This is a genomic window from Heliomarina sp. (assembly GCF_052826185.1).
Map to the genome: position 1 here is coordinate 1 of NZ_JBRBUI010000011.1, position 20380 is coordinate 20380.

Sequence of the window (20380 nt, forward strand, 5' to 3'; positions counted from 1 at the left end):
AATCTGCGCCATGCCCGAGAGCTGATCTCGGCTTGGCGCGTTGACTAAAACCTTCACCGCCCCCACACGAGCCTCGACGGGCTCACTCCGTGGGAGTATCACAAACGGTCAGTAGAGGACCAAAACCTGAACAGAGCGAACCAAAGAACGCGGACACTCAGGGGAGCAGGTCACCTGCGAAGGATCTTTTAGCGTCGAAATCAAAGGTTCTAAGACTTAGTAAGCCAGAAGAACCTGGCCTCTCTGGCAATTGCGGATGTCTTAACGCGCCTGAGTGGCGTTCACCTTTTCAAAGCGGAGAAAAGCCGTATTCAGCGGGGCAATCGCAATTAGCTGGCAACGCTGGCTTGTAACGGGGGCAGCTCGGTGAAAGTGGCGCGCGACTTTGGCAACTTTATTGCTGCTCGGACGCCATCTTTCATCGAGACTATACTCAGTTCTCCGCCATGAAGCTCTACCAACTGCTGGGCCAGAGGCAAACCGAGACCTATGCCGCCTGAAGTGCGCGTATCGATATCGGCTCCAACCTGAAAAGGTTGGAGACACTTTGCAGCGGAAGCTGTGAAGCCATTTCCATTGTCAGTCACCTCAAAAACGACCTCTTGAGAGTCTGTGACATATATTGAAAGTGCTGCGTCGCTACCTCCGTGAACTGCGGCATTCATGAGCAGGCAGGTCAAGGCCGACTTAAAATGTGCGGGGTCAACGCTAAGCGACTCGAGTGCCGGGTCGATGCTCACGCTCAGGTCTGTTTCGACTTCAGAGAAAAGGGGTTCGAGAACAGTTAAAATCTCGGATACGAGTACATTTGGTTCTATATTGGTTTCGCTAAGGAGGACTTCCCCTGTTCTCAGATCAGCGTAAGTGATGAGGTGATCTATGATCTCGGAGAGATGTAAGGCGGCAGTCGTCGATGCTCGGGCCATTTCTTTCTCAGAGCCAGTCAGTCGAGCCTCCAGAAGGCGGCTGAATCCCAATACGGATGTCAACGGCGTACGCAGTTCATGACCGATGAGTGCGAGAAGGTCTCTTCGGATAGAATCTTGATTGGCGTTAGCGGGGAGCTGGTTCCGCTCGGACGCAAGACGCTCGAGAGTAGAGGCGACAATACGTGAAAGATGCGTAAGTAATTCCACCTGTTCCGGTGTTGGGTGGGCTCTGGCAACATAGTCCAAGGCACACAGGCTGCCGACCCTTAATCCAGAACTGAGAACAATCGGTGCTCCTGCATAGAAACGGACGTAGGGTGAATTCACTACGACAGGGTGTTCGGCAAACCGAGGATCCGCCAATGTATCAGGTAAGATCAGAGGCGTGTGCTGAAGAATCGCATGTGCGCATATCGAATAGTCTCGGGACGTTTCGGCAGATGGAAATTGGGCCCGAGCAGGAAACCACTGCCTGTCTTGGTCAACCAGACTGACCAAAGCGGTTGGTACATCAAAAATTTTTGTGACAGTCGCCACAACCTCTTCGAGAACGGGATCCTTTCCTGGCTCGATCCAGCGAAGTTTCTCTACGGCATTCTGACGTAGAGTTTCGTTGAAAGGTGTGGGGTAGCTCTTCATCTTCGAATCTTCTCAATCCATTTTCGACCGTTCCTAGATCAGAAATCTGACTTTTTTGGGTCGTTAGCATGATAACGATCTTTAGCGGAGAGGTTGGTCAGTGAATGTTTGCTAAACTGCCTGTTTCTGGGTGGATCTTGTGTTTAACGTTCTCAACACATGGGGAGAGAGTAACACTTGAAAACCAAAGCCATGCCACTGAAGTGGTGGCAATGAAGCCAAGGATGGCGGGAGTTCGAGTTTTTATCACCAACCCGGGATGTGCATTGCCTCGCGAACTTTCAGAGGGCCTTTTCGGCAATTGGATCAGGCATGTCCTCAAGAGGGAGCTGGATCCAGAAAGTCGTCTGACCGTTCGGCACGGATTCGTATCCGATAGACCCGCGCATCCGTTCGATCAGGCCCTTACTGATTGCCAGTCCCAAACCGGACCCTTCCCGGTCGCGGGTCGCTGGGTCGGCCTGTTGCGAGAACGGGCGAAATATATGCTCACGAAATTCCGGTGCGATCCCGATGCCTTTATTGGTCACGTCAACGCGGCAAATACCTTGCGACTGAGCGACCTGCACATCAACTTTCTCACCCGTGGTTGAGAATTTTATGGCGTTCGAGAGCAGGTTCACGATGATCTGCTTGAAGCGAACCGGATCGAGGTTTCCAGTCAGCTGTTGCGTTTCGTGCTTGAAGCTTAATCCGACATCCAGCTTTTGGGCGAATGGCTGTATTTCTTCGACGGCCTGATCCACGACCGCGATGATATTGACTGGTGCGATTTTCAGGGACAGGGCACCGGAACTCAGGTGCTGGAAATCGAGCAGATCATCCACCAGTTCCTTGAGCCTTTGCCCGTTTCGAGACGCGATCATCAGAAGGTTCAGCGCCTTTTCGTCGAGACGTTCTGCGCTCATCGCCTGCATAAGTCCAAGCGCGCCGCTGATCGAGGCCAGCGGCGTTCGCAATTCGTGGCTGACCGTGGCGATGAAGTTGTCCTTAAGTCGCGCCACCCGATTCTGTTCAGTAATGTCAATGAACTGCACGATCAGGCTGCGGTAACTGCCGCTTTCACCATCAAGCTTGGAGAACCTGATCGCGAATTCTATCTCGGCACCGTCGGGCCGCTGGAAGGTTTTCTCTCCCGCGTAGACATCTATCGAACCGTCCAGCAGCGGTTTGATCTCGTCTTGCAGATCGGCGAGCATCCGACGATCCCCCAACGACCAAAGCGAGCTTTCCATCAGGTCATCGGCTGAGTAACCAAGGAAAGTCTGACAGGCCTCATTGGTGATCTGGAACCGTCCTTCCGTCGAAAGAACGGCCATCGGAACCGGGGCGCTGGCGATCAAGCGTCTGAGTTGATTTTCCCGTTCCTTTGCAAGCTCCATTGCCTGCCGAAGTTCGGTGATATCGGTCATCGTTCCAAGCAGCCTGATGGCTTTGCCCGAAGCATCCCTTTCCGCGACCAACAGAACCGAGTGCATCCAGTGCCACTGGCCATCCTCGTGCAGCACCCTGTACTTGGTATCGGAGCGCTCCTTGTCGCCGTAGATACAGCTCGCATCGCTATCCAGAACGCCCTGCAGGTCGTCCGGATGGACGCGTTCGTGCCAAAACTTGTCCGAGTCCAGATCAGCCGGGTCTTCGACACCAAAAAGGTGGAACCAAGTATTTGTCGCCGAACCCTCGTTAGTGCGCAGATCGGATTCGAAGATGCCGATCTGGCTGCCTTTAAGGGCGAGATCCCAGCGTTCCTTTTGCGCGGACAGAGCTTTTTGTGTCGCCACCGCTTCGGTGACATCGGTCATGCGAAGGATGTTGAGCTTGTCATTCTCCTCATTCAGATCGAGGTCATGCCGGACATTGAAGTCGCGCCTCTCTCCGTTTGGCGTTGTGAGTGTAATGAGTTCGAAGCCGAATGCCTGGCGGATGCCGTGGACGATAAGCTCTCCATCAATCACTTCAGAATTTGGCAGGAAATCGGTGATGCAGCCGCCTTCGATCGCCGCATTCTCACGGTGGAAGAGCTTCAGGCCAGCCTTGTTGCAGAACTGAACAGTGCCCGAGCCATCAATGACCAGGATACTCGCGACAGCACTATCTACAATTGCTCGGAACATTCTACGGTAACATATTTAACAACAGGATCATGATAAAGCGTCAGTTCGGTTGTCTGACATTTGGAAGTATGGCTGTGTTGCAGGATCTACAGTTGTTTTTCCCGTGGAGATCCTGCGGATTCATTATCGCGAAGGCAATGTGTCATAGAAATCCTTGACGTCGGGTGAGGTAGATTTTCACCTGATTTGTTTCTGAGTTATACGCGCAGTTTTTTAAAGGCGGCCTTGTAAGTTGTTGTTTATAAATTACTTTTTGGCGCGGGGTAAGGCTCGCGCAATTTTTGTCTTCTCAAATTGTGAGGGCTACGGAATTCAAAGGGTCTGAATTAATGTGGTTTCGCAGGCTGATTTTGCGAGGTCGAGAACATGTGCATGATGAGTCAGGTAAATGACTTGCCCAATCTGGCCGATTTCCGAAAGAAGTCCAAAGGCTTGTTCCGCTCGATCATCATCAAAACTTTCCATGATGTCATCGGCTACAAACGGCACAGGGCCATAAGCCTCTGTAAACTCATCATATCCGGCAATTCTGAGCGACAGGTATAGCTGGGCTCTTGTCCCGTCGGACATGTCTTCGGCCCTTTTTGATCCGCCATCCTGAGCCAGCGCCACCAGAAGGTCGCGCGCGCCATCCGGCTGAACTGCCAGTTCTCGATAGGTGCCACCGGTAAGTCTGGAAAAAGCCTGAGACGCGCGATTCAGCATGCCGCTGCGATGCGTATCACGGTAACGGCGCAGGGCTTCCTCTACAGCAATAAGTCCCAGTTTGCGCCGCAGATGGTGCTGCGCGCCGTCCGCGATTTCAAGCAATAGCGTCGCGCGTTCCTCTTCAAGCTGTGCGACGGTGCCATCGGCATCAACAGCCCGAAGTGCGTCGCGAGCATGGCTCATCCGGGCATAGGCTTCTTGCACATCCGTTTCTTTTTCCTTCAACTCGGTTTCCAGAGCGGCAATCTGTGCCTCCAGCACCGAAGGGTCCAACTCTTCGAGCCGGGTGACAGCGGCCTCTGCGTCTGTCGTGTTGAGCCTTTCGCAAAGATCGGCGACCGCTTCATTATGTTTACCCATAAGCGCATGTCGTTCGCGTGCTTTGTTTATTGCCTCGCGGGCCATAGTCCAGTCGGAAGCTGCAAAGAATTTTATGATTTCGGTCAGTCTCTGCTGGCTAACGGCCGCTTCGCTTTCTACCTTTCGCAGGTGTTCTTCTGCTGTTTCGATGCGTCCGCTCAATTCAGTTCGCTTGTCTTCCAGTTTCAAAGCCTGCGCGTATCGTTGGTTAATGTTTCTCCACTGTGCGACTGGATCACCATCATTGGGAAGAGAAAGAGAGGAAGACAGCGAACGCACCGCCTCCGAGAAACGGATCTGGTTTTGTTCCATCTGATGGATGCGATTGTCCAGCCGCGCACGCGTTTCGGCTGTTGTACCAAGTTTTTGAAGCGTGTCGAGAATGGCGCGCATTCCGGCCGGGTCTGGTTCCGTTCCGGCCAGCCAGCTATCTTGGCAGGCAGATTTCCATGCGTTTTGCCAATTTTCCTCTTCTTGCTGAGCTTGCTCTAGCGCCCGTTCTCGTCTTTCCGCCTGCTGTTGTGCTTCCTCAAGCCGCTCTCGAAGGGACTGCATCTGACTTGCGCGATCATTGATCGACTGGGACTTATCCAGCAGCATATCATAGCTGGTTTTCAAAGTCGCACGGCCGCCGCTGGCAAGAATCGCGTCGACAAGCTCTTGTCTGGCATCGTCTGTCTGTTTCTGAATAATCGCCACCGTGTGGCTTGCTTTCTCGAATTCCTCCGCCTTGGACTTTGCGAATGTCAGCCGATTAAGCCATTCGATGAATTCTTCGATCGACATCGCTTGGTTAAACTGTGGTGAAACCAACGAAATGATTTCGCGGAGTTCCTGCTTATGCAGATCTTGCGTGGTTTTGATGCGGGAGAGTTCCAGATCTTTCGCGACTAGGTCAGCTCGTAGGTCAGATATGGCCCGCGCAGCTTCTGCCTCTGCAGCCAGTCTGGCGTGCTGATCGGTCAATGCAGCCGATGCCTGATCGTCAAGCCGTAGGGCTTTTTCGAATGCATCAGCGCTCGAACCGTCAAGTTTGGCCCGGTGCTCTGACCAAAGCCGTTCGCGCTCCTGCCGTATTTCAGCTGCTTGGACCAGCGTCACAATGGTTGAGGCATCGTCGGCAGTCTGGCGCGCTTCATAGCGAGCGATTTCGTTTGCAAGCTTGTATTGTTCATTGGTCAGCTGCTCGAATTGACGTTCCGCTTCACGCAACCCGTTTTGCGTGTTTTCGAGCCAAGCGTGCTCTGGTGCACGAATATCGGTGATGTCTTCCGGCCCTGTCGCCCCGATGTCGAGCGCTGCAAGCGCCGCTTTCATGTCCCGCTCGGCTTCGGAGTGTATTTCCACAGCGCCCGCAAGCTTGCCACTTAAGTCTTCGCGGCGAAGTCTTGCTATCAAGGCGGACAATATCGGTGGGTCGATCGCTTTACCGGAGTCAGCAGGCAACTTCCCGCGAAGCCGTTTCAAGTCGGCATTCGCGTCTTCGAGCTCCCGGCGCGCGTTTGAAAGGGCCGTCTGAATGCCGGATCGGGTTTCGATGAGGTCTGTCAGCTGCCCAACGGTTCTTGAGGTAAGCCGCAATTCTTTGGGATCAGTACCTTTGCGATCGAGCCGCGCGAGGCAATCAAGGATTACACCGGATTCGATATCGCGTTCGTTTCTTCGTTTCGGCAGGTCTTCGGCTGCGGTGTCATGGGAGGCTTTCAGCCTTTCCGTATCTGCAATGGCCTGCGCAAGCTGCAAAACCCCGTGATCCGGTTCCGTATTCCCCAGCTCCTCTCGCAGCTTCGAGAGCTCCTGCTTTGCCTGCGACAAGCACAAGGCAGATTCGGTCTGTTCGCGATCAAGTTCGGCGAGATTGCTCATCCATTCTTCGGGTGGATGAGGCAACGCGCCGAAGGCAGATATTTGGGCCTTTAACGACAAAACCCGATTGCGCAGGGGCAGGGCGCCCAGCATTCTTTGCTGCTCGTTCAGCTGTGTACGCGTTTCCAGAACGGCTTTCTCGACGGCTTCCCATGACTTTTGGGACGTGTCACGTTCGTCGCGCATACGCCTGTAGTCATTGGCCAGCACGTCCAGCTCGCGTATCCGGGCAGCTATCTGGTCGCGTTCGGCATTGAGCTCCAGCAACCGTCCCTTACGCCCCGAATCTGATAGGTATGCTTCGCTCTCAGTACGCAACTGCGCCAACTTGGTATCGAGGTCGTTCAACCCGGCGCTTGCCGAGAACAGCAGTTGGCCAAGATCGCCTTCGGACCGCAGTATGCTCTCGCCACCGGCCGCCAGCGTCTCGCCGTTGAGAGAAAACATCGCGCTGTAGGCGGCCCTGTCCAGACCCCGCAGCCCGTTTTGTAGAACGGATTCCGCGACCGAACTCCCTTGCTGGTCAAGCAAGGAATTGTCCCGTTTCTTGATGCGGGTGAGGTCGTGACCGACACTATCAACCTCGACCTCCGCGCCGATCTGCATGGCCCCGTAGCTGTGCAGGAAATTCATCGGGCTGCGGGTAGGAATCTGAAACAGGAAGTCGAGCCACGCAGAAAGAAAACTGGACTTTCCCGCTTCGTTCGGGCCGTAGATGATATGAATATCTGGCGCGCCGGGGGCGGGTTTCGGAAAAGACAGGGCAGTTTCGGTGAACTTGCCATAGCGTGTCAGGTCAAGGCGGTTCAGGCGCATTCAGAGCTCTTCGGATCCGTCCAGGCGGGTCAGTATTTCGCGCGCTCCAAGTTGCATTTCTTTCTGCAGAAAGCTGTCTACCTGTGTCTCACTCTCGCCGAAGATGCCCCGCAATTCCGGTGGCAGTTTAGACATCAACCGTTTGACCTCTTCGTGAATCCGCTTTTCGTCAGGCCTGAAGTCGATTTCGTTTATCAGGTCCGAGATTTCGGCAATCGGGCCATGGGCCGTGTCATTCGGGGCATCGGTAAGGTGTATTTCTATCTTGTCGATCCAGAGCGTACCTATACTCGCCGCCACATTCTGCGTTTGGGCCAGTATCAGGTCCTCATCGCGCAAGGTGCGCCAGGCCATCGGTGATGCCCCCGTAAGCCTGAGCCTGAGTATCAGGTGCTCCCCATCGAAATGGCGCCGCGTCTCGGCGACGTGGTCGCAGATATGGGTCACAAACTCGTCCCACTCGGAGAGGCCGGTGCAATCTATCTCGATAAGCTCGAATTGCGCGACCGAGATATTGCGCTCGGTGGTATCAACCGTACCGTCGTCACTCACAGACACGTGCGTGACCGATTTGGCGCCAGATTCGCCAATGTCTCTACCTTGCGGGATGCCTGGCATCGTGATCGTCGGGCGCCCCGCATGAACAGAGCGCTTATGGATATGGCCAAGCGCCCAATAATCGAATCCGGTTTTCTGTAAGTCGATCTGACTGCAGGGCGCATAGGAATCGTGGCCGACGACTCCCCCTAGGCTGGTATGAAGCATGCCGATGTTGAATGCGCCGGGCAGTGGAGTGTGAAACTGGTCCAGTAGGCTGTCGGGTGCATGTGGCTGGCGGAAAGAGATCCCGTGAATAGCCACTTCATGGCCATTCAAGGGTATTTCATGAACAGAGGCCTTGTCGCCAAATACATGCACGCTTTTCGGCAAAACCAGTTCGCGGGTGATTTTTGACAGAGAGTCGTGGTTGCCCCGGATCATGAACACAGGGATTTCTGCCGCCGACAGCCGTTCCAGTTCCTGTGCAAGAAAGCGGGCGGTCTTCATGGATGTCTGCGCGCCATCGTAAAGATCGCCTGCGATCAGCAGGGCGTGGACCTGTTCGGCTATGCAAAGATCGATCAGGCGACTCAGGACCGTCCGCGTTGCATTGCCCACAAGCTCTGCCAGACCCTTGTCCCTCATAGCGAGGCTTTTGAGAGGCGAGTCCAGGTGGATGTCGGCGGTATGAATGAATTTGAACGCCACGCCGCTCTCCGGACAAGTTGAGAGACCAATCTGGTCGCAGCATCCTTGAAACGTCAACCCTTTGGACGAAGCCATGCCTGCGGCGGGAGACGATACCATCTGCCGGACCTGGCGGATTTCTGGCCTGCGGTCTCTTTTTTGCATAAAAGCCGCTTGACCCTTCCCGGCGCTTATCCTAATTCCCACCCCACGCGCGGTTGTAGCTCAGTTGGTTAGAGTACCGGCCTGTCACGCCGGGGGTCGCGGGTTCGAGCCCCGTCAACCGCGCCACTTTCTCCCATAACTTTTTTTAACTACGTTTGCCTCTGGCACGGTGCGTTCTGCCGTTTTCCGGCGATCTGAAATCAGCGCAGAAAAACCTGTCACAAACTCGACAAAAGTCGCTTGACGGTCTCTGCCGCTTACCCTATCCCCCGACCTCACGCGCGGTTGTAGCTCAGTTGGTTAGAGTACCGGCCTGTCACGCCGGGGGTCGCGGGTTCGAGCCCCGTCAACCGCGCCACTTTTCCCCTCAGTCATTCATTTGACTTTTGATCAGTAGCAATAGCCAAGTGCGGCTTCCTGATCGGGATCGATGGCATTCAGCAGAAACGCACGGTCACCCTCGGAAAATGTGTCGGGGGTCTTTGGTCGATCATCCACGGCTGGTTTGAACTTCGACCCGAGTCGTTTGTTAACCGGCCGGAACGCAGCATCGCTGGTGGGGAGAGCCAGCCGTTCTACGATTTGCTTCAGAGCGGCTTGCGGATTTTCCTGAACCTCTTCCATGCGAAGAAAAACGCAGGTGCAATCCCTGCAGAGGTAACTCATCAACGCCTGAAGCTTTGCCTGTCGCAGGGCGAATAGGTTCTCGAACACACCGCCGGTAAGCGGATGTCGATCCGCCTGAAGCGGCTGGCCGACGATATTCTCGCTGTCTTTAAAGTATTTGGCCCGATCAATCACCGTTTGCCACGGGCTGCGGATAAAATCCGAAAACCCGAGCGCTTGCAGGGCAGGGGTGGCGTGCCAGGGCTTGGCATGCATCGATCTTGCCCAATCGTCGGCGCTTCGGACCACGCAGATGAGTGCCAGTTCCAGAGGGATCGCCAATGCCGAGGGAAACCCGTGTTTCCATCCCAGTTCCTCGCTTGGCGTAAGCGACGTATTCCGCCCCAGCAACCTTTTGACGAAATTTGTGCCCGAGGACCTTTCGCCCAGAACCTGAAAGCGTGATGGAACGACGCCTGAGCGTTCCACATGGATGCCGGTCCGGGTAAATTCAGAAGGAAGCAACTGACTTTCCTTTTCCTGCAGTGCCTGCGTTTAAATCCTGGATTCTCTTATAACTTTAACTTCGATAAGAGTAAGACATAACTCGGCAAGGACAGGGCAAGACATGCAGACAGCGGCGGCGCTTACGATGGTGCGTGACGATGCGTTCTTTCTGAGCGCGTGGCTGCGCCACTATGGCACCCTGTTTGGGCGTGAAAACTGTTACGTCATCAATCATGGCCGGGGCGAAGAAGTGGCCTCACTGGCCGAGGGGTGCAACATCATCGGCATACCTGGTGACGCTCACAAGAACTTCGATATGAAGCGCTGGCGCATGCTCAACAATTTTGTCATGGGACTGCGCTGCTATTACGATCACGTAATCGTCGGGGATGTAGACGAACTGGTGGTGCTTGATCCGGCTTCGGGCTTAAGCCTGCCTCAGTTCCTGCGCAATGTGCCAGCCAATCGGGTGCTGACACCTATCGGGCTCGAAGTTGTCCATAACATCGAAACCGAAGCTGAACCGATCAAAGATCATGTAATAGGCCCTAGAAGGCAAGTCCGGCCCGCGCCCCATTATTCTAAACCCTGCGTTGTCTCGACCGGTACAAAGATCGCTCGCGGTGGGCATTTCACGCAGTATCCCAAGCTACATCTGCCCGAACACCTCTACCTGTTGCATCTTAAGTTCTGTGACATCGACACCTATTCCGAAGCCACGGATCGCCGCAACGCGGTTACGGTAGAAACGGGTGCCTCGATCAAAGAAGCCTCAATCGGGCGTCATTGGTTCCCGCAGGCCCGCGGCGAAGATCGCGCCCTGTTTGAAAGCTTTGCCGAACTGCCCTTGCAGGAAGAGTTCGATATGTCGCCCTATCGGCAATCCATGCGCGAGACATGGAAACCGAGAGGGGATACCGGCTATTACGAATTTTACCGAACGGAACCAAAGCAGCGCTATATTCTGCCGGATCGGTTTATCGGATTGGTCTAGGACGGCTCAGTTTGGTAATTATACAGGCATGAAGAAGAATGAAGGCCTGAGCGCTTTGCAAACTGTCGTCGTCGTCTACGATATGGCAGCTAGGAAAAAACGATGCGGCCAGCATTCAGGCTGACCGCACCACCTGTTTTCAGTTCGACTTGGTCAATGCCGCGAGCACACGCGCCCAGCTTCTGATGCCCTTGTGGAAGCTCTCCATGTCGTATTTCTCATTGGGCGAATGAATCTGGTCGTCGTCCTTGCCAAACCCGATCAACATCGGCGTTGTGCCAAGAATGCGGTCGAAATGTCCCGCAATCGGAATCGACCCGCCGCAGCCGATCAATGCGGCCTCATCGGGCCATTCGTCGGAGAGCGCCTGACGGGCCTGCTCGAATACCGGATCCGACGTGTCAAACGCTCCTGCCTGAGACGCGCCATGCGCCTTGAACTCGACCGAGCAATCGGGCGGCAGCATATCCTGCACCATCTTGCGAAAACTTTCGCGGATCTTAAGCGGGTCCTGCGTGCCGACAAGTCGGAAGCTGATCTTGGCATGGGCTTCCGATGGCAGCACGGTCTTGAACCCGGCACCGGTATAGCCGCCCCAAATTCCGTTCACTTCGCAGGTCGGACGAGCCCAGATCATTTCCAGCGGTGTCCTGTCCTGTTCGCCCGCCGGCTCGGAAAGGCCAACATCGCCAAGGAAAGACTGGTGATCGAACGCGAGCCCCTGCCACTGCTGGCGCATCTCTTCCGGAAGTTCCGGTACGCCATCATAGAAGCCGGGCACAGTGATCCGGCCGGTGTCGTCATGCAGGGATGCGATGATGCGCGACAATACGCGGATGGGATTCATCGAAACACCGCCGTACATGCCGGAATGCAGGTCGCGTGAGGGTCCGGTGATCGTCAGCTCTTCACCCAGAAGGCCGCGCAGCATCGTGGTGATGGCCGGTACCCGGCTCTCAAAAAGACCGGTGTCACAGATCAGCGCAATGTCCGATTTCAACTCATCTGCGTTCTCTTTCATGAAAGGCACAAGCGACGGTGAGCCGGACTCTTCCTCGCCTTCGAGAAAGAACGTCAGCTTGCAAGGCAGGGAGCCGTTGATTTCTTTCCACGCACGGCAGGCCTCGATAAAGGTCATGAGCTGACCCTTGTCATCTGCAGCACCCCGCGCCCGGATGACCTTGCCCTTGGGGGTTTCCTGCACTTCGGGATCGAAAGGATCACGATCCCAGAGTTCCAGCGGATCGACGGGCTGCACGTCGTAATGTCCGTAGAACAACAGGTGAGGACCTTCACCGTCCAGATGTCCGACAACCATCGGATGCCCGGGCGTCTGGCGTTTTTCCGTTGCGATCCCGAGGCTGTTGAGATCCGCGACCAGCCAGTCTGCCGCCCGGTCACAGTCTGCCTTGAACGCGGGATCGGTTGAAATCGAAGGAATTCGCAGCAGTTCCAGCAATCGGTCGGTCGCGGCGGGTAGATCGGCATCGATACGGGAGAGAACATCGTCAAGAGACATGAGACGCAGCCTTTTCATCAGTTTCTGGCGCCAACCTACCAGTCGCAAATCCGGTGTCCAGAGCCCCGGCTTTGCAGTTCGGGCGCGAGAAAGAGAACCACCGCAGTCCAGGCGTGCCGAGGGGAGGAGGGCAGCGTGGCGACAACGATGGTTCTCCGCAGCACGAAACAGCGTGCAGCAACTGCAATCGGTACTTAAGAAGCAATGTTCCTAACGAATTTAACTAATATAATGTTACCTACTAAGAACTTGATCGTGAAATACACTACTCGCTAACAAGGAGCAGAATGCCTTATTCGAAAGACTTGGCACAGTCTGGAATTCAATACTTGGCGAAATGGGTCCGGCATGGCGAAATCAGTTGATCCATATCAAGGCTGCGACATGCTGCCCGGGCGTATTTGGTTGATCGAGAAGCATAGGTCCTCTAAGTACACCGCGATGCGAATGCGTGGCGATGATCTGAATACTGCCGACGGGATCAGCCAGAAGTGAAGGAGCAGCCGGTTGGATTACACCGCTAAACTAGATGACGCGATCCAGCGTTTGCATGATGAAGGTCGCTATCGGACATTCATCGACATCGAACGCCGTAACGGCAATTTCCCGCATGCGGTATGGACGCGCCCCGATGGCGGTGAAAGCGATATCACGGTATGGTGCGGCAACGATTACCTTGGCATGGGGCAGAACCCGGTCGTTCTGGCTGCAATGCACGAGGCGCTTGAAGCAACTGGCGCCGGTTCGGGCGGAACGCGGAACATTTCAGGTACGACGGTTTATCACAAGCGACTAGAGGCGGAACTGGCCGATTTGCACGGCAAGGAATCGGCGCTGCTATTTACCTCTGCCTATATCGCGAATGATGCGACACTTTCGACACTCCCCAAACTTTTCCCCGGCCTGATCATTTATTCCGACGCGTTAAATCACGCGTCAATGATCGAAGGCGTGCGCCGCAATGGCGGTGCCAAGCGCATCTTCCGGCATAACGATCTGGATCACCTGCGCGAACTGCTCGAAGCCGACGATCCGGATGCCCCGAAACTCATCGCGTTCGAATCCATTTATTCGATGGATGGCGACTTTGGCCCGATCGAGGCGATCTGCGATCTCGCCGATGAATTCGGCGCGCTTACCTATATCGATGAGGTTCACGCGGTCGGCATGTACGGCCCGCGCGGTGGTGGCGTGGCCGAGCGTGATCGCCTGATGCATCGCCTCGATATCATCAACGGAACCCTTGCCAAAGCCTATGGCGTGATGGGCGGCTATATCGCAGCAAGCGCAAAAATGTGTGATGCCATAAGGTCTTATGCGCCAGGATTCATCTTTACCACTTCGCTTCCGCCGGCGGTTGCAGCCGGCGCGGCAGCCTCGGTCGCCTATCTCAAGAAGACGCCCGAGATCCGTGAACAGCATCAGACACAGGCGCGCATCCTCAAGACGCGTCTCAAGGCAATGGGCCTTCCGATTATCGACCACGGTTCGCATATCGTACCCGTTATGGTCGGTAATCCGGTCCACACCAAGATACTGAGCGACATGCTGTTGCAGGACCACGGTATCTATGTGCAGCCGATCAATTTCCCGACTGTTCCGCGCGGCACAGAGCGGCTTCGTTTCACGCCGTCGCCGGTGCACGGACCCAAGGAAATGGATCGCCTTGTGCGCGCAATGGATGCGCTTTGGTCTCATTGTGCGCTTAATCGCGCCGATCTTGCCGGATAATTGCCGCCTTTTGTATCCAAGCTAAAGGCCGTGTGTTAAAGTCTTAGCAACAAAAAGCGTAGACGAATCGATGGGACGATTCCAAAACGCTGCGACTAGGGCATTAAGAGCAGATGGGGCGGCAGGCATGATTGGGCGCAAAGTACAGCGCAAATCAGAAGATGACCTGAGTGTCGTCAAGCCCAAAGGGTTTGACGACTTTGAGTTGCGTCTTGGTGACACGATGCGCGGTGAACGCGCAACGATGGGCAAGAGCCTTCTGGATGTGCAGCGCGAATTGCGCATCAAGGCATCCTATATAGCTGCCATTGAAAATTCCGACCCTTCTGCATTTGACACGCCCGGTTTTATTGCCGGTTACGTGCGATCCTACGCGCGCTATCTGGGAATGAACCCGGACGAAGCATTCCAGAACTTCTGTCAGGAAAGCGGGTTCGCGGTTGCGCATGGCATGTCCGCCGAGGCTTCTGTCGTCAAAAAGAGCGGCAAGGAAGAAGGGATCAAGCCCGTTGCGGCCCCGCGTGATCCTTTCACCGCGCCGAATACGCCCTTTGTTCCCGGTGCCGATTCCTTCTTCAGCCAGATTGAACCGCGCGCCATAGGCTCGACTTTGGTGTTGCTGGCGCTGATCGGCGGCATCGGTTATGGTGGATGGGCGGTTCTGAAAGAAGTCCAGCAGGTTCAGTTCGCTCCCGTTGAACAGGCGCCTGTCGTTCTGGCCGATCTCGATCCGCTTGCCGAAGCAACGCGCCCGGCGCTTTCGGAAAGTGAAACCGATTCTACAGCCATCAACGTGCCCGACGCTGACGCGTTTGACCGGCTGTATCGCCCGCAGGCGCTGGATGTTCCGGTGCTTGTGGCGCGCGACGGTCCGATCTCTACGCTCGATCCGCGCAACGTGGGGATGCTAAACCAGCCCAGCCTGCCTGAGGTTGTCGATCTTTCGGAAAACGTCGACATGATCATCGCGAGCCTTGAGCCGCAGCAAGCTCGGAACGTGACTGAGAATGTCCCGCAAGTGGTTGAACCTGTTGCGCCGGCCTTGCAGGTCGTCGCGGTACGCCCGTCTTGGGTGCGCGTAAGATCGGCTGATGGCACCGTTATCTTCGAAAAGACGATGCAGCCCGGCGAAACCTGGGAAGCACCTCTGACAGAGGAACCTCCGACACTTCGGACCGGCGAAAGCGGCGCGATCTACTTTGCGATGGGCGAGAAGTTCTACGGGCCGGTTGGTGAGGCGGGCGCTGTCACATCAAACCTGCCGCTGTCGATCGCTAGTTTGCAGGAAACCTATTTCCCTGCCGATATGCAGCGGGACGAAGGTTTGATCCGCTATGCCGAGGCGCTTGGTCTGGCTGCGACGCCGGTAAGCGACTGACGAATCCACCTGCCTGAAACATGCTGCCGTTGCAGCCAGAGGCTGAGAGAGTTATCTCTACGCCAAGTTGGAACGGTGCGCCGCATCGCTATTGCAAAGGCCCAGATCCCATGTCGTTGAACAGTATCCGCCCATGGCGGGATATTTACCGCCGCAAATCCCGTCAAATCATGGTTGGCAATGTGCCAGTTGGCGGCGATGCGCCGATTGCCGTGCAGACCATGACGAACACCCTGACCACGGATGTGGCGGCAACAATTGCGCAGGTTCAGGCCGCGGCCGAGGCTGGCGCTGACATCGTACGGGTCTCTGTGCCGGATCAGGCCTCGTCCAAGGCGCTCAAGGAAATCGTGATGGAAAGCCCCGTACCGATCGTGGCCGATATCCATTTCCATTACAAACGCGGGATCGAGGCGGCCGAGGCGGGCGCAGCCTGCCTGCGGATCAACCCCGGTAACATTGGTGACAAGACCCGCGTGGCCGAAGTCGTCTCTGCCGCGCGGGACCATGGCTGTTCCATCCGCATCGGTGTGAATGCCGGCAGCCTCGAAAAACATCTACTCGAAAAATACGGAGAGCCGTGCCCGGACGCGATGGTCGAATCCGGTCTCGAGCATATCCGGATCTTGCAAGATCACGATTTCCACGAATTCAAGATCAGCGTCAAAGCCTCCGATGTCTTCATGTCGGCAGCCGCTTACCAGCAGCTAGCCGAAGCGACGGACGCGCCTTTGCATTTGGGCATTACCGAAGCCGGTGGATTGATGTCTGGCACCATCAAATCTGCAATAGGTTTGGGGAATCTGCTGTGGATGGGCATTGGCGATACCATTCGGGTCAGCCTTTCCGCTGATCCGGTCGAAGAGGTCAAGGTCGGTTTCGAAATCTTGAAATCGCTCGGTCTTCGCCATCGCGGAGTGAACATCATCTCGTGCCCGTCCTGCGCGAGACAGGGGTTCGACGTTATCAAGACCGTCGAGGCGCTTGAGAAACGGCTTGAGCATATCAAGACGCCGATGAGCCTTTCGATCATCGGTTGCGTCGTCAACGGACCAGGCGAGGCATTGATGACGGATGTCGGTTTTACCGGCGGTGGTGCGGGGTCGGGCATGGTCTATCTGGCGGGCAAGCAAAGCCACAAGATGGGCAACGATGCAATGATCGATCACATCGTCGAACAGGTGGAAAAGAAAGCCGCCGAGCTTGACGCGATGGCCGAGACTGCCGAGTAACACTTGAAATGTCCACATTTGGACGCTATGTTTATTTGCAGACATGGAGTCTTTGATATGGCCGAACCCGCGATCAAGAAACACGATCATCCCGTCGATGTACTTTCGCCGCAGGATATGGGACCGGCTCACCGAAAACGGCTGAGCGGTCCGGGACTGCGCAGCTTTCTTGCGATCGCCGATCAATGGAAACTGAACGAAAAAGATCGGCTTGCTGTTCTGGGCCATCCGTCACGATCTGCCTATTACAACTGGGTTCGCAAGGCGCAGGATGGAGACGATATTTCGCTGAGCCTCGACATGCTGCTGCGGATTTCAGCCGTGCTGGGAATTCACAAGGCCCTGAGCATTCTGTTTCAGAAACAGGATCAGGCGCTCGTTTGGCTCAGTAGCCCTCATCGTGGGCTACCTTTTTCGGGGCAGGCGCCGGTCGACCTGATGACGTCAGGCACACAGGACGGGCTCATGCTGGTGCGCCGCTACCTTGATGCATGGCGCGGCGGAAGCGCGAGTATGCCGGTAGCAGGCGAAGTCATCGAAACTGTGACCCGTGATACCGTCGTCTTTGGTTAATCCGTTGGCCGAAAACATCGACTTTCCAGAAGTTTCCGCGCCGGACCTCACCTATCGCGTAATCCCCAGCCGATTTCCGCCGATCAACGCATTCGACACCGTGACGCAAGCAGGAGACCTTGAATCGGTCATGGAGCTGGAAGGATGGACCAACGACCGGATCGTCTCTCACAGGCTGCGTCGTTTGGATCCTTCCGAGTGGGTCTATGGGCGCCCAAACGCGAGCGTCGTGATGGCGGCTTTTCTGCATGGCAGCCCGTCCGGAACTCGTTTTGCGGGGTCTGATCTTGGGGCGTGGTATGCGGCGGCGCATGTGGAAACTGCCTTGATCGAGGTGCTGAACGGCTTGCGGCAGGAAGTTGCCCTATCGGGGCTGGATGAGAAAACGGAAGAATACCGGGCTTACTCAGCCAGTCTCGACGGTACTTTCATTGACATCCGTGGGGCCGCTCCCGATCTGCACGATCCGAACAGCTATACAGCTGGTCAGGTCTTTGGTGAACAAGTCCGGGCCAGCGGTGGCAGTGGCATCAGCTACGACAGCCAGAGAGATCCGGGTGGCTGGAACTTCGTCTGCTATCGGCCGAGGCAGGTTGAAAAGGTAACGCAAGCCAGCCATTGGCGGGCCCGCGTCGGTATTAGCGGAAAGATTTTCGTCGAGCAGCTAAGCGATTGATCAGCTGCGTTTTTCGGCGATGATCTCTGCCATCTGGTCGGCAGGAAGATAGCCGCGCAGCATTTCATCGACGAGGATGAATGTTGGGGTCCCGTTGATTTTGAGTGCCTGCGCCAGCTGGCGGTTGGTGACGATGACCGACGTTACCTCGTCGCTGTCCATGTGATCCATGATGGCATCCACATCAAGGCCAAGCTCCTCGCCAAGGCGGCGCAGGGTCACGCCGTTGATCTCGCCGTTGAGCTCGAGAAGCGCGTCGTGAACCAGCCCATAGGCGTCGTCGCCCGCAACCTGTAGCGTTGCAATCGCAAAGCGCGAAGAGATCACGGAAGCCTCGCCGAGGATCGGAAACTCCTTGATGATCAGCTTGATATTGCCGTCATCCTCAAGCAACGCGTTAACTTCGGGCACAGCGCGGCGGCAATATCCGCAGCGATAATCCATGAATTCGACAAGAACGATATCGCCATCGAGATTGCCGGTGACCCAGGAGTGACTGTCATTGAACAGCTCGTCTGAATAGGCCGCGACCAGTTCGTCATCTGCAGCCGCTTGCTGTTCGGCATTGCGCTGTTCCATGAGATTGATCGCCTCGACGATGACCTCGGGGTTTTCCAACAGGTAGGACCGTACCGCGGCGTCGAAAGCCGTCCGTTCCTGTTCAGTCATGTTTGCCGGGTCAAAGGCAAAAGCGGCCTGTACGCTCAGGACAAGAGCGCTTGTGGTTGCGAGCAAGGCCTTTGCAGCTTTGCGGATCATGGGGTTACCTTTTCGTTTCTGCCTAATGGCGGCTGGTCTGCACAGATCGGATCAGCCGAACGATCAGGGCAAGCGCCGATGAGGCACCATGAAAGACGTGGGGGAGAAACTCAACCCGACCGCCATCTTTTCCCCGATTTGTGATTGGTCCCGACTGCCGAGCTGCGTTCCTGAATGGTTGTTATTCAGCAGTATTCGCGTTCAAAATCAGCTTTTCAGAGGCGGAAATTGAGAATTTTAAAGGGTTTTTCGTGTCACTCAGCCTGACCGGACGGATTGTTATTTTCGATTTGTTCAACCGGTTGCGGCAACTTATGACAGAGGGATCTCCCCGAACCGTCGGTCCGGGGCGACGCAGACTCTTCAGGAAGACAGATGGTTAGCAAACGCTCGCAAGTTGATCCCTTTATCGTGATGGATGTGATGGATGCCGCCCGCCGTGCGGAGGATGCGGGGAAAAGCATCATCCACATGGAGGTCGGACAACCGGGGACCGGTGCGCCTTCAGGTGCGATGGATGCCTTGTCGAATGCGCTTCGCGAAAGCTCGCTGGGATACACAGTGGCGCTTGGTCTGCCTGCCTTGCGCCATCGGATCGCGCGGCTGTATGGCGACTGGTACGATGTCGACCTCAACCCCGAGAGAGTGGTGATCACGCCCGGTTCGTCGGGGGGATTCATCCTCGCCTTCACCGCCCTGTTCGATACCGGCGACCGGGTAGGTATTGGCGCGCCCGGCTACCCGTCCTATCGGCAGATCCTGCGCGCGCTCGATCTTGAGCCGGTCGATTTTCCGACCTCCGCAGAAAACCGTCTTCAACCAGTGGCCGAGGATCTCGCGGAACTGAACCTCAAGGGGCTTATGGTCGCCTCTCCGGCCAACCCGAGCGGGACGATGCTCGACCGTTCGGCCCTTTCCACCTTGATCGACGCGACGGCGGCGCAGGGGGCGCATTTTATCTCTGACGAAATCTATCACGGCATCGAATACGAAGCGAAAGCCGTCACCGCGCTGGAGATCAGCGATGATGCCTATGTAATCAATTCCTTCTCCAAGTATTTCTCCATGACCGGCTGGCGTGTCGGCTGGATGGTCGTACCCGAGGATCACGTGCGCGTGCTGGAAAGACTGGCGCAGAATATGTTCATCTGCGCGCCTCACGCCAGCCAGATCGCGGCGCTCGCCGCGATGGAGTGCGAGGAGGAGCTGCAGGCGAACCTCTCGGTCTACGCCGAGAATCGCCGCCTCATGCTCGAAGGTCTGCCCGCAGCGGGATTTACGGACATCGCACCGCCTGACGGAGCGTTTTATGTCTATGCGGACGTTAGCGCTCATACGAATGACAGCCGTGCCTTCGCGGCAGAGATTCTCAATCAGGCAGGGGTGGCGGTCACGCCGGGGCTCGATTTCGACCCAATGCGCGGTGCGACAACTTTACGTTTTTCCTATGCCCGCAGCACCGAGGATATCCGCGAGGGGCTCGCGCGCCTGAAGCGTTTCATGGCCCAGCGTCAACGCGGCTGAGACATTCCAAACGCGATGCGTTTGGGCTAGGGTGACGGAAAAGGGCCGGATACAGGC

The 20380-nt window shown here is 56.0% G+C and carries 14 protein-coding genes, 2 tRNA genes and 1 pseudogene; 10 read left to right on the plus strand and 7 right to left on the minus strand.

The genetic code is table 11. From position 1 onward, the window contains the following. Positions 1-192 (plus strand): annotated as a pseudogene (locus tag ACU0FH_RS01665) (integrase core domain-containing protein); the annotation flags it as partial. Between the two features lie 137 nt (positions 193-329). Here ACU0FH_RS01665 and ACU0FH_RS01670 read toward each other — a convergent pair. The 4 genes from ACU0FH_RS01670 to ACU0FH_RS01685 form a co-directional block, all read right to left on the minus strand. Beyond that, positions 330-1568: a GAF domain-containing sensor histidine kinase gene (locus ACU0FH_RS01670; RefSeq protein WP_446193071.1), complete on the minus strand. Its 1239-nt coding sequence runs from the start codon at positions 1566-1568 to the stop codon at positions 330-332. 281 nt (positions 1569-1849) lie between these two features. Beyond that, on the minus strand, positions 1850-3682 hold the full coding sequence (locus ACU0FH_RS01675; protein ID WP_446193072.1) for a PAS domain-containing sensor histidine kinase: 1833 nt from the start codon (positions 3680-3682) through the stop codon (positions 1850-1852). Between the two features lie 312 nt (positions 3683-3994). Further along, positions 3995-7432 (minus strand): AAA family ATPase, encoded by a 3438-nt coding sequence (locus ACU0FH_RS01680; RefSeq protein WP_446193073.1) that lies wholly within the window; start codon positions 7430-7432, stop codon positions 3995-3997. After that, a complete protein-coding gene (locus ACU0FH_RS01685; RefSeq protein WP_446193074.1) occupies positions 7433-8680 on the minus strand; it encodes a metallophosphoesterase family protein in 1248 nt (415 codons plus the stop codon). A 193-nt stretch (positions 8681-8873) separates the two neighbouring features. On the opposite strand from ACU0FH_RS01685, the gene ACU0FH_RS01690 reads away from it, so the two are divergent. Both ACU0FH_RS01690 and ACU0FH_RS01695 read left to right on the plus strand, forming a co-directional pair. Continuing rightward, positions 8874-8950, plus strand: a tRNA-Asp gene (locus tag ACU0FH_RS01690). A gap of 155 nt (positions 8951-9105) precedes the next feature. Next, positions 9106-9182, plus strand: a tRNA-Asp gene (locus ACU0FH_RS01695). Between the two features lie 32 nt (positions 9183-9214). Here ACU0FH_RS01695 and ACU0FH_RS01700 read toward each other — a convergent pair. After that, positions 9215-9955: a hypothetical protein gene (locus ACU0FH_RS01700; RefSeq protein WP_446193075.1), complete on the minus strand. Its 741-nt coding sequence runs from the start codon at positions 9953-9955 to the stop codon at positions 9215-9217. 103 nt (positions 9956-10058) lie between these two features. On the opposite strand from ACU0FH_RS01700, the gene ACU0FH_RS01705 reads away from it, so the two are divergent. Next, positions 10059-10931 carry a glycosyltransferase family 2 protein gene (locus ACU0FH_RS01705; protein WP_446193076.1) on the plus strand — a complete coding sequence of 291 codons (873 nt, stop codon included), beginning with the start codon at positions 10059-10061 and terminating at the stop codon, positions 10929-10931. Between the two features lie 139 nt (positions 10932-11070). Here ACU0FH_RS01705 and ACU0FH_RS01710 read toward each other — a convergent pair whose 3' ends face one another. Continuing rightward, complete coding sequence (locus ACU0FH_RS01710) at positions 11071-12450, minus strand: M20/M25/M40 family metallo-hydrolase (RefSeq protein ID WP_446193077.1); 1380 nt, start codon at positions 12448-12450, stop codon at positions 11071-11073. Positions 12451-12957: 507 nt separating this feature from the next. On the opposite strand from ACU0FH_RS01710, the gene hemA reads away from it, so the two are divergent. From hemA to ACU0FH_RS01735, 5 genes are all read left to right on the plus strand, one after another. Continuing rightward, positions 12958-14181 (plus strand): 5-aminolevulinate synthase, encoded by a 1224-nt coding sequence (hemA, locus tag ACU0FH_RS01715; protein WP_238371158.1) that lies wholly within the window; start codon positions 12958-12960, stop codon positions 14179-14181. A gap of 127 nt (positions 14182-14308) precedes the next feature. Beyond that, positions 14309-15559 (plus strand): helix-turn-helix domain-containing protein, encoded by a 1251-nt coding sequence (locus ACU0FH_RS01720; RefSeq protein ID WP_446193078.1) that lies wholly within the window; start codon positions 14309-14311, stop codon positions 15557-15559. A 110-nt stretch (positions 15560-15669) separates the two neighbouring features. After that, the gene (ispG, locus tag ACU0FH_RS01725) at positions 15670-16791 is read left to right on the plus strand and encodes a flavodoxin-dependent (E)-4-hydroxy-3-methylbut-2-enyl-diphosphate synthase (protein WP_446193079.1); all 1122 of its coding nucleotides are present in this window, start codon (positions 15670-15672) and stop codon (positions 16789-16791) included. Positions 16792-16848: 57 nt separating this feature from the next. After that, entirely contained in the window at positions 16849-17364 is a 516-nt protein-coding gene (locus tag ACU0FH_RS01730; protein ID WP_446193080.1) for an MbcA/ParS/Xre antitoxin family protein, read from the plus strand. A 4-nt stretch (positions 17365-17368) separates the two neighbouring features. After that, positions 17369-18040, plus strand: a complete 672-nt coding sequence (locus tag ACU0FH_RS01735) for an RES family NAD+ phosphorylase (protein WP_446193081.1) — start codon at positions 17369-17371, stop codon at positions 18038-18040. Here ACU0FH_RS01735 and ACU0FH_RS01740 read toward each other — a convergent pair whose 3' ends face one another. Continuing rightward, positions 18041-18799 (minus strand): DsbA family protein, encoded by a 759-nt coding sequence (locus ACU0FH_RS01740; RefSeq protein ID WP_446193082.1) that lies wholly within the window; start codon positions 18797-18799, stop codon positions 18041-18043. It abuts the gene before it with no gap. Positions 18800-19174: 375 nt separating this feature from the next. On the opposite strand from ACU0FH_RS01740, the gene ACU0FH_RS01745 reads away from it, so the two are divergent. After that, positions 19175-20323 carry a pyridoxal phosphate-dependent aminotransferase gene (locus ACU0FH_RS01745; RefSeq protein WP_446193083.1) on the plus strand — a complete coding sequence of 383 codons (1149 nt, stop codon included), beginning with the start codon at positions 19175-19177 and terminating at the stop codon, positions 20321-20323. Positions 20324-20380: the final 57 nt, after the last annotated feature.